The 9,000-nt window shown below is 66.4% G+C and carries 7 protein-coding genes; 6 read left to right on the top strand and 1 reads right to left on the bottom strand.

The features are described from left to right. Nucleotides 1-239 precede the first annotated feature (239 nt). The gene (locus tag G1E_RS26580) at nucleotides 240-1,127 is read left to right on the top strand and encodes a LysR family transcriptional regulator (RefSeq protein ID WP_047150280.1); all 888 of its coding nucleotides are present in this window, start codon (nucleotides 240-242) and stop codon (nucleotides 1,125-1,127) included. Here G1E_RS26580 and G1E_RS26575 read toward each other — a convergent pair. Further along, nucleotides 1,115-1,897, bottom strand: coding sequence for an AraC family transcriptional regulator (locus G1E_RS26575; RefSeq protein ID WP_047150279.1), 783 nt, complete (start codon nucleotides 1,895-1,897; stop codon nucleotides 1,115-1,117). The two genes, G1E_RS26580 and G1E_RS26575, sit on opposite strands and share 13 nt — an antisense overlap. Before the next feature lie 376 nt (nucleotides 1,898-2,273). Here G1E_RS26575 and G1E_RS26570 point away from each other — a divergent pair, with 376 nt between their 5' ends. The 5 genes from G1E_RS26570 to G1E_RS26550 all read left to right on the top strand — a co-directional run bounded on the left by G1E_RS26570 (nucleotide 2,274) and on the right by G1E_RS26550 (nucleotide 8,919). Further along, complete coding sequence (locus G1E_RS26570) at nucleotides 2,274-3,890, top strand: APC family permease (protein WP_009683316.1); 1,617 nt, start codon at nucleotides 2,274-2,276, stop codon at nucleotides 3,888-3,890. 86 nt (nucleotides 3,891-3,976) lie between these two features. Then, a complete protein-coding gene (locus G1E_RS26565) occupies nucleotides 3,977-4,903 on the top strand; it encodes a 4-hydroxyproline epimerase (RefSeq protein WP_009683315.1) in 927 nt (308 codons plus the stop codon). A 44-nt stretch (nucleotides 4,904-4,947) separates the two neighbouring features. Then, on the top strand, nucleotides 4,948-5,895 hold the full coding sequence (locus G1E_RS26560) for a dihydrodipicolinate synthase family protein (protein ID WP_009683314.1): 948 nt from the start codon (nucleotides 4,948-4,950) through the stop codon (nucleotides 5,893-5,895). A gap of 187 nt (nucleotides 5,896-6,082) precedes the next feature. Beyond that, nucleotides 6,083-7,660 carry an aldehyde dehydrogenase (NADP(+)) gene (locus G1E_RS26555; protein WP_047150278.1) on the top strand — a complete coding sequence of 526 codons (1,578 nt, stop codon included), beginning with the start codon at nucleotides 6,083-6,085 and terminating at the stop codon, nucleotides 7,658-7,660. A 2-nt stretch (nucleotides 7,661-7,662) separates the two neighbouring features. Then, nucleotides 7,663-8,919: an FAD-binding oxidoreductase gene (locus G1E_RS26550; RefSeq protein ID WP_047150277.1), complete on the top strand. Its 1,257-nt coding sequence runs from the start codon at nucleotides 7,663-7,665 to the stop codon at nucleotides 8,917-8,919. The last annotated feature ends 81 nt before the right edge of the window (nucleotides 8,920-9,000 follow it).

The following is a 9,000-nucleotide window of genomic DNA, read 5'->3' as shown; positions in this document are numbered from 1 at the left end:
GTCACAGGGGTTACTGGCCCGAAACAAACGTAGGAGCGAGCGCAGCTCGCGATTGCGCCGCGCGGGCGGCGCTCGATCTCACCGGCCCTGCATTTCTTTTGACAAACACCTGTCAGCCCTGACGCGATCCCAGCGGAAGCTGGCTTGCCAGCGACAGGGCCCGCCCAGGCAGCATCTAACAATGGCCAGCCACCGCAGAGTTGGTTAAGGTCAACACACCCCGCATCCCAGGCACTTCCATGGACATCAAGCAGCTCAAGTTCCTCATCGCCCTCGACCAGACCCGCCACTTCGGCCAGGCGGCGGCGCTCTGCCATATCACCCAGCCGACGCTGTCCATGCGCCTGCGCAACCTGGAAGACGAACTGGACCTGGTACTGGTCAAACGTGGCCAGCGCTTCGAGGGCTTCACCGAAGCCGGTGAGCGCATCCTGGCCTGGGCGCGCACCCTGCTGGCCGCCCACGACGGCCTGCAGGCCGAAGCCGCCAGCTGCCGTGGCCAGGTGGTCGGCAGCCTGCGCCTGGGCACGGTGCCGCTGGCCAGTTTCAACCCCATGCACCTGCTGCTGCCGCTGCGGGAAAAATACCCGGAGCTGCACTTCCAGCTCAGTTCGCTGAGCTCGGAACAGGTCATCGACGGCCTTAGCCGCAACCAGCTCGATCTGGGCATCTGCTACCTGGACCAGGTCAACACCAGCTTCTTCGAAGTGATCGAGCTGGGCATCACCACCATGGGCCTGCTGCATGACACCCGGCACTTCCGGTTTGCCAGCGACAGCTTGCGCTGGGACGAACTCGGCGACATTCCGCTGGGGTTGCTGAGCAAAGGCATGCACTACCGCCAGTCACTGGACCTGAGCTTTCGCAGCCGTGGCCTGGAGCCCAATGCGGTGCTGGAAAGCGATTCGAGCTTCCAACTGATTCAGGCCATCAACACCGGCATGTGCTGCGCGATCATGCCACTGGACTGCGGCCTGGAAGACCTCAGCGAGCACTTGCGCATCCTGCCGGTGGCCGACGCCGCCATCCATAGCCCGGTCGGCCTGCTGCTGCGCCGCAGCGAGCCACGTTCGGCCATTGCCGAGCAGTGCTTTGCCGAGGCGCAGGCACTGTTTCAGGCGGGCTGATCGCTGGTCGCCTGGCGGTATTGGCGCGGCGTGAAGCCGGTCAGTTGCTTGAACTGGCGGCTGAAGGCGCTGTGGTCGGTGTAGCCGCAGCACATGGCCACCTCGGTGATCGGCAATTCTGAATGCAGCAAGCGATGGGCGTGCTCCAGGCGCGCCTTGTGGATCATCTGCCGTGGCGTGAGGTGGAACACCCGCTTGCAATAGCGCTCCAGCTGGGCCACCGAAATGCCCGCGATGCGGGTCAGCTCGCGCATGCTTATGGGCTGGTGAAAATGCTGGCGGATATGTTCGTCCACCGCGGCCAGGCGCTGGTACGCAGGGTGGCTGTCGGCCGCTGACTGCAGGTCGACCGAGATGCCGACCAGGCCAATGATCTCGCCCGCCTGGCTGTACAACGGGCGCTTGTGGGTCAGGCACCAGCCTGGCTCGCGGCTGCCGTACAGGTGCAGCTCCAGCTGGTCTTCCAGCACCAGGCCCTCCTTGAGCACGCGGCGGTCCTGTTCGGTGTAGCCGGGGCCGAGCTGCGCCGGAAACACTTCGGCGCTGGTCTTGCCCAGCAACGGTTGCAGGCGCTTCAGGCCACAGCGCTGGACCAAGGTGTTGTTGGCCAGCACGTAGCGGGCGGCCGGGTCCTTGATGAAAATCGCAGCGTTGGGGATGGCGTCGAGGATCGGCAGCAGCAGCGAGACACCGGCCAGCAGGGCCTCGAGGGAGGCGGGACGGTGCTGGTCCAGGGAGTGGTAGAGGGCTGCCAGGGGGGTGTCGGTCATCTGCTCAATCTCTGTTGGCTTTGTCGGCCCTTTCGCGGGCATGCCCGCTCCCACAGGTACCTCACAATTCCCGAATCCTGTGCTGTACCTGTGGGAGCGGGCGAGCCCGCGAAGAGGCCGGCACTACTCACACATACCTACAGCCCTTATACGGTATGGCCTACAGCCTATTCCCCACCCTTGTGGCTGACCACTGCTTTTTCCCAACTGTGCCGATTTCGTCATGCCCCTTGCAGAAAACCATCAAGAACCGCCGCCCCGATCGGCCCATTCTATGCCCCACGCAAGCCGCCCAAGCCCTACAAGAACGCGGCCCGAAAGCCGCACCTGGTGACATCAGACCTGCCTATCCAATAACCAACAAAAAGGCGAACCCATGTCAGGCAAATTCAAGAAACAGTTATCGCTGCTGGACCTCACCTTCATCGGCCTCGGCGCCATTTTCGGCTCCGGTTGGCTGTTCGCCGCCAGCCACGTTGCGGCCATCGCCGGCCCGGCCGGCATTCTCTCCTGGTTCCTCGGCGGCTTCGCCGTGCTGCTGCTGGGCATCGTGTACTGCGAACTGGGCGCCGCCCTGCCCCGCGCCGGTGGCGTGGTGCGCTACCCGGTGTACTCGCACGGCCCGCTGCTGGGCTACCTGATGGGCTTCATCACCCTGATCGCCTTCTCCAGCCTGATCGCCATCGAGGTGGTCGCCTCGCGCCAATATGCTGCCGCCTGGTTTCCCGAACTGACCAAGGCCGGCTCCAGTGACCCCACCGTGCTTGGCTGGCTGGTGCAGTTCGCCTTGCTGGGGCTGTTCTTCTTCCTCAACTACCGCAGCGTGAAAACCTTTGCCAAGGCCAACAACCTGATCAGCGTGTTCAAGTTCATCGTGCCGCTGCTGGGGATCGGCGTGCTGTTCACCTTCTTCAAGCCGCAGAACTTCACCGTGCAAGGCTTTGCCCCCTTCGGTTTGTCTGGCGTGGAGATGGCCGTATCGGCCGGTGGCATCATCTTCGCCTACCTTGGCCTGACACCGATCATTTCGGTGGCCAGCGAAGTGAAGAACCCACAGCGCACCATCCCGATCGCACTGATCCTGTCGGTGCTGCTGTCCACCGCCATCTACGCCCTGCTGCAACTGGCCTTCCTCGGCAGCGTACCCACCGAAATGCTGGCCAACGGCTGGGCCAGCGTAACCAAGGAACTGGCCCTGCCCTACCGTGATATCGCCCTGGCACTGGGGGTGGGCTGGCTGGCCTACCTGGTGGTGGCCGACGCCGTGATCTCGCCCAGTGGCTGCGGCAACATCTACATGAACGCCACCCCACGGGTGATCTATGGCTGGGCGCAAACCGGCACCTTCTTCCGCTACTTCACCCGTATCGACGCCGAGTCCGGCATCCCGCGCCCGGCGCTGTGGCTGACCTTCGCGCTGTCGGTGTTCTGGACCCTGCCCTTCCCGTCGTGGGAGGCGCTGATCAACGTGGTGTCCGCAGCCCTGGTGCTGAGCTATGCCGTGGCCCCGGTCAGTGTCGCCGCGCTGCGCCGCAACGCCCCCGAGATGCCGCGCCCGTTCCGGGTCAAGGGCATGGCGGTGCTGGGCCCCCTGTCGTTCATCATCGCCGCACTGATCGTGTACTGGTCGGGCTGGAACACCGTGTCCTGGCTGCTGGCCCTGCAAATCGTGATGTTCGTGCTGTACCTGGTGTGCAAACGCTTCGTACCGACCCAGCACCTGACCCTGGCCCAACAAGTGCGCAGCTCGGCATGGCTGATCGGCTTCTACGCGGTGACCATCCTGCTGTCCTGGCTGGGCAGCTTCGGCGGCGTGGGCGTGCTTGGCCACCCACTCGACACGGTGGCGGTGGCTGTGAGTGCGCTGGGCATCTACTACTGGGGTGCCGCTACCGGCGTGCCTGCCCACCTGGTACGCCTGGAAGGCGAGGACGAAAGCGAAGCCAGCCATGAGCCCCTGACAGACCCGCGCTCGGCTGCACTGGCGCGGTGAAGGGCTTTACCTGTGGGAGCTGGCTTGCCAGCGATGAGGCCCGCACCAGCAGCACATGACCATACAGATCAAACAGGGACAGGCCCATGAAACAGATACACGTCATCGACTCCCACACCGGCGGCGAGCCTACCCGCCTGGTGATGCAGGGCTTCCCGCAACTGCATGGCCGCAGCATGGCCGAGCAGCGCGACGAACTGCGCGAGCTGCACGACCCGTGGCGCCGCGCCTGCCTGCTGGAGCCACGCGGCAACGATGTGCTGGTGGGCGCGCTGTACTGCCCGCCAGTGTCTGCCGACGCCACCTGCGGGGTGATCTTCTTCAACAACGCCGGTTACCTGAACATGTGCGGCCACGGCACCATCGGCCTGGTCGCTTCACTGCAGCACCTGGGCCTGATCGCACCCGGCGTGCACAAGATCGACACCCCGGTCGGCCAGGTCAGCGCCACCTTGCATGAAGACGGCGCCGTCACTGTCGCCAACGTGCCCGCCTACCGCTACCGCCAGCACGTGGCGGTGCACGTACCCGGGCATGGCGTGGTGCATGGCGACATCGCCTGGGGTGGCAACTGGTTCTTCCTGGTTGCCGAACACGGCCAGCGCATTGAACTGGATAACCGCGAGGCCCTGACCGCGTACACCTGGGCCATGCTCAACGCCCTGCAAGCGCAAGGCATTACCGGCGAGCACGGCGCGCCCATCGACCACGTCGAGCTGTTTGCCGACGACGCCGACGCCGACAGCCGCAACTTCGTGATGTGCCCCGGCAAGGCCTACGACCGCTCGCCCTGCGGCACCGGCACCAGCGCCAAGCTGGCCTGCCTGGCGGCCGACGGCAAGCTGGCCGAGGGCCAGACCTGGGTGCAGGCCAGCATCACCGGCAGCCAGTTCCAGGGCCACTACCAGCGCGACGGCGAGCGGATTCGCCCGTTCATCACCGGCCGCGCCTACATGACCGCCGACAGCACCCTGCTGATCGACGAACAGGACCCATTCGCCTGGGGCATCTGAACCCCGCCTTTTGACCCACCCGAATTTCGCCAGGAGTAACTTGCATGAACAACAACATCTTCACCGGCACCATGCCCGCCCTGATGACCCCGTGCACCGCCGAGCGCAAGCCGGACTTCGACGCGCTGGTGCGCAAAGGCCGTGAACTGATCGATGCCGGCATGAGCGCCGTGGTGTACTGCGGCTCGATGGGCGACTGGCCGCTGCTGACCGAGGCCCAGCGCCAGGAAGGCGTGGCACGCCTGGTGGGCGCCGGCATCCCGACCATCGTCGGCACTGGCGCGGTGAACACCCGCGAGGCGGTGGCGCATGCCGCCCACGCGGCCAAGGTTGGCGCCGCCGGGCTGATGGTCATCCCCCGCGTGCTTAGCCGCGGCGCCTCGCTGATCGCGCAAAAACACCACTTCTCGGCCATTCTCGCCGCGGCACCGAAGCTGCCGGCCGTGATCTACAACAGCCCCTACTACGGCTTTGCCACCCGCGCCGACCTGTTCTTCGAACTGCGCAGCGCATACCCCAACCTGATCGGTTTCAAGGAGTTCGGCGGTGGCGCCGACCTGCGCTACGCCGCCGAACACATCACCTCCAAGGACGATGACGTGACCCTGATGGTCGGCGTCGATACCCAGGTGGTGCATGGCTTCGTCAACTGCAACGCCACCGGTGCCATCACCGGCATCGGCAACGCCCTGCCGCGTGAAGTGCTGCAACTGGTAAGCCTGAGCAAGCAGGCGGCCAAGGGCGACGCCCGCGCCCGCCGCCTGGCGCGTGAGCTGGAAGCGGCGTTGGCGGTGCTGTCGTCGTTCGATGAAGGCTGCGACCTGGTGCTGTACTACAAGCATTTGATGGTGCTCAACGGCGATCGCGAGTACAGCCTGCATTTCAACGAGACCGACGCCCTGACCGACGCCCAGCGCAACTATGCCGAGCAGCAGTACGCCCTGTTCCGCACCTGGTACGCCAGCTGGTCGGCCGAGCAGAACCTGGCCTGACGTATGGCCTGCGCGGTCTCTTGTAGGAGCGGCCTTGTGTCGCGATCGGGCTGCACAGCAGCCCCGGCAATTCATGCGTCTGCGCGCAACCCTTGGGGCTGCTGCGCAGCCCAATCGCGACACAAGGCCGCTCCTACAGGGGCACGTTTTGCCTTGCTACATGCACCTGATTCCCCAAGGAGGCTCCATGAACCTTACAGGCAACCTGCTGATCGGCCACACCCCGGTAACCGGCAGCCGCGCGGCGATCCACGCCGTCAACCCGGCAACCGGCCAGGCGCTGGAACCACCCTACTTCGGCGGTAGCGGCGAACAGGTGGCCCAAGCGTGCGCCCTGGCCTGGGCGGCGTTCGATGCCTACCGCGAAACCTCGCTCGAACAACGGGCCCACTTTCTCGAAACCATCGCCGCGCAGATCGAAGCGCTGGGCGATGCCCTGATCGACCGGGCCGTGGCCGAAACCGGCCTGCCCAAGGCGCGCATCCAGGGCGAACGCGGCCGTACCTGCACCCAGCTGCGCACCTTCGCCCGTGTCGTGCGCGCCGGTGAATGGCTGGATGTGCGCATCGACCAAGCCCTGCCCGAACGCCAGCCGCTGCCGCGCAGCGACCTGCGCCAGCGCCAAGTGGCCTTGGGGCCGGTGGCCGTGTTCGGCGCCAGCAACTTCCCCTTGGCCTTCTCGGTGGCCGGCGGTGACACCGCCTCGGCATTGGCTGCAGGCTGCCCGGTCGTGGTCAAGGCCCACAGCGCGCACCCTGGCACCAGCGAACTGGTCGGCCAGGCCCTGGCGCAGGCGGCGCAACAGTGCGGCTTGCCAGAAGGCGTGTTCTCGCTGCTGTACGGCGCCGGCCATGAAGTCGGCATCGCGCTGGTCAGCGACCCGCGCATCCAGGCGGTTGGCTTCACCGGCTCGCGCAGCGGTGGCATGGCGCTGCGCCAGGCTGCCCAGGCACGCCCGCAGCCGATCCCGGTGTATGCCGAAATGAGTTCGATCAACCCGGTGTTCCTGTGCAACGCGGCCCTGCAAGCCCGCGGCGAAGCACTGGCGCAAGGCTTTGTCGCGTCGCTGACCCAGGGCGCCGGCCAGTTCTGCACCAACCCGGGCCTGGTGATCGCCCGCCAAGGCCCGGCCTTGCAGCGTTTCATCAGTGAGGCCAGCCACCACCTGCAACAGGCGGCCGCGCAAACCATGCTCACCCCGGGCATTTTCAGTGCGTACCAGGCCGGCGTCGCGGCCCTGGCGGAAAACGCCAATGCCCAGCCCGTGGCCAGCGGCCAGGGCGGCACCGGCCCTAACCAGTGCCAGGCGCAACTGTTCGTCACCCAGGCCGAGGCCTTCCTTGCCGACCCGGCGTTGCAGGGCGAGGTATTCGGCGCGGCCTCGTTGCTGGTCGCCTGCAGCAGCGATGAGCAAATGCGCCAGGTTGCCGAGCACCTGGAGGGCCAATTGACCGCCACCCTGCACCTGGACGAAGCCGACATCGACAGCGCCCGCGCCCTGCTGCCCACCTTGGAACGCAAGGCCGGGCGGCTGTTGGTCAACGGCTGGCCGACCGGGGTCGAGGTGTGTGATGCCATGGTGCATGGCGGCCCGTTCCCGGCCACCACCGATGCGCGGACCACTTCGGTGGGTACAGCGGCGATCCTGCGTTTCCTACGCCCGGTGTGCTACCAGGACTTCCCCGATGCGCTGCTGCCACAGGCCCTGCAACAGGCCAACCCGCTGCAACTGCGGCGCCTGCTGGACGGTAAACGGGAAGGCTGAGCATGCACGAAACCGCTGAAATCGATATCGCCGTGGTGGGCGCCGGCATCGTCGGCGTCGCCTGCGCCCTGCAACTGGCCCGTCAGGGCCGCCGGGTCACCCTACTCGACCGCCAGGCGCCCGGCCATGGCGCCTCGTTCGGCAATGCCGGGCACCTGGCGACCGAGCAAGTGTTCCCGATTGCCGACCTGTCGATCCTCAAGCGCCTGCCACGCATGCTGCTCGACCCCATGGGCCCGCTGCGGCTGGACTGGAAGTACCTGCCCAAGGCCATGCCGTGGTTCTTCCGGCTGCTGCTTAATCTGCGCCCAGCGCCGTTCCAGCGCAGCGTGGCTGGCATTCGCCGGTTGAACGAAGCCAGCCTGGGGGCCTGGCAACAGCTGCTGGGCTCGATCGGGCGCAGCGAGCTGTTTCACGCAGCGGGCTCGCTGCTGGTGTTCGAGCGCCCCGAATCACGGCAGGCGCTGGCGGCGTTGCAGGCGCGCCTGCAACAGCAGGCCGTGCCCGTGGATTACTGGTCGGCACACGCCGTACGCGCAGCCGCGCCCCAGCTGAGCGAGGCGTTGCTTGGCGGGTTGTTTTTCCCCAGGACCGGGCATTTCATCGACCCCTACCGGGTGGTCTGCGCGTTGTTCGAGGCGGCCAAGGCCAGCGGCGTGCGCTTTGTACAAGCGCAGGTGGAGGGTGGCCACCTGCACAGCGGCGGGGTCAGCCTGGCCAGCGCCCAGGGCACGTTCAACGCCCGCCAGGTGCTGCTCAGTTGCGGTGCGCATTCGGCACGGCTCACCGCGGCCCTGACCGGCAAACGGGTGCCGCTGGACACCGAGCGTGGCTACCACCTGATGCTGCCTGGCGAACACCAGCGCCTGCCCTTTGCGGTCACTTCGCTGGAGCGCAAGTTCATCATGACCCCCATGGCCGAAGGCCTGCGCCTGGCGGGCACGGTGGAGTTCGCCGGGCTGGAGGCGCCGCCGAGCATGCAGCGGGCGTGGCAGTTGCACCGCTTGAGCAAAGGCTTGTTTCAGCAAGAGCTGAGTGTTGAAGGCGCCACGCCGTGGATGGGCTTTCGGCCTTCGCTGCCCGATTCACTGCCGGTGATCGACCGTGTGTGTGACGGGCGGGTGCTGTTGGCGTTCGGGCACCAACACCTGGGGTTGACCCAGGCGGCGGTCACGGCGCAATGGGTGGGGCGTTTGGCCGAGCGGGCTGGCGGGGCCGAGCTGGCGGCTTACCGGCTGGGCCGTTTTGGGAGATTCTAGGGGCTTGCCGATGGCATCACTCGGCGCGGCATCTTCAGGGTTTGGGAGATCGAGCGCCGCCCGCGCGGCGCATCGCGAGCT

This window comes from Pseudomonas sp. TJI-51 (genome assembly GCF_000190455.2).
In the GTDB taxonomy this organism is placed as follows: domain Bacteria; phylum Pseudomonadota; class Gammaproteobacteria; order Pseudomonadales; family Pseudomonadaceae; genus Aquipseudomonas; species Aquipseudomonas juntendi.
Note: the sequence above shows the minus strand (reverse complement) of the source record. Positions and strands in the feature narration are given on the sequence as shown.

What these genes read in the sequence shown, in the direction of transcription:
- G1E_RS26580 (WP_047150280.1), top strand. Translation starts at nt 240, where the DNA reads ATGGACATCAAGCAGCTCAAGTTCCTCATCGCCCTCGACCAGACCCGC.
- G1E_RS26575 (WP_047150279.1), bottom strand. Translation starts at nt 1,897, where the DNA reads ATGACCGACACCCCCCTGGCAGCCCTCTACCACTCCCTGGACCAGCAC.
- G1E_RS26570 (WP_009683316.1), top strand. Translation starts at nt 2,274, where the DNA reads ATGTCAGGCAAATTCAAGAAACAGTTATCGCTGCTGGACCTCACCTTC.
- G1E_RS26565 (WP_009683315.1), top strand. Translation starts at nt 3,977, where the DNA reads ATGAAACAGATACACGTCATCGACTCCCACACCGGCGGCGAGCCTACC.
- G1E_RS26560 (WP_009683314.1), top strand. Translation starts at nt 4,948, where the DNA reads ATGAACAACAACATCTTCACCGGCACCATGCCCGCCCTGATGACCCCG.
- G1E_RS26555 (WP_047150278.1), top strand. Translation starts at nt 6,083, where the DNA reads ATGAACCTTACAGGCAACCTGCTGATCGGCCACACCCCGGTAACCGGC.
- G1E_RS26550 (WP_047150277.1), top strand. Translation starts at nt 7,663, where the DNA reads ATGCACGAAACCGCTGAAATCGATATCGCCGTGGTGGGCGCCGGCATC.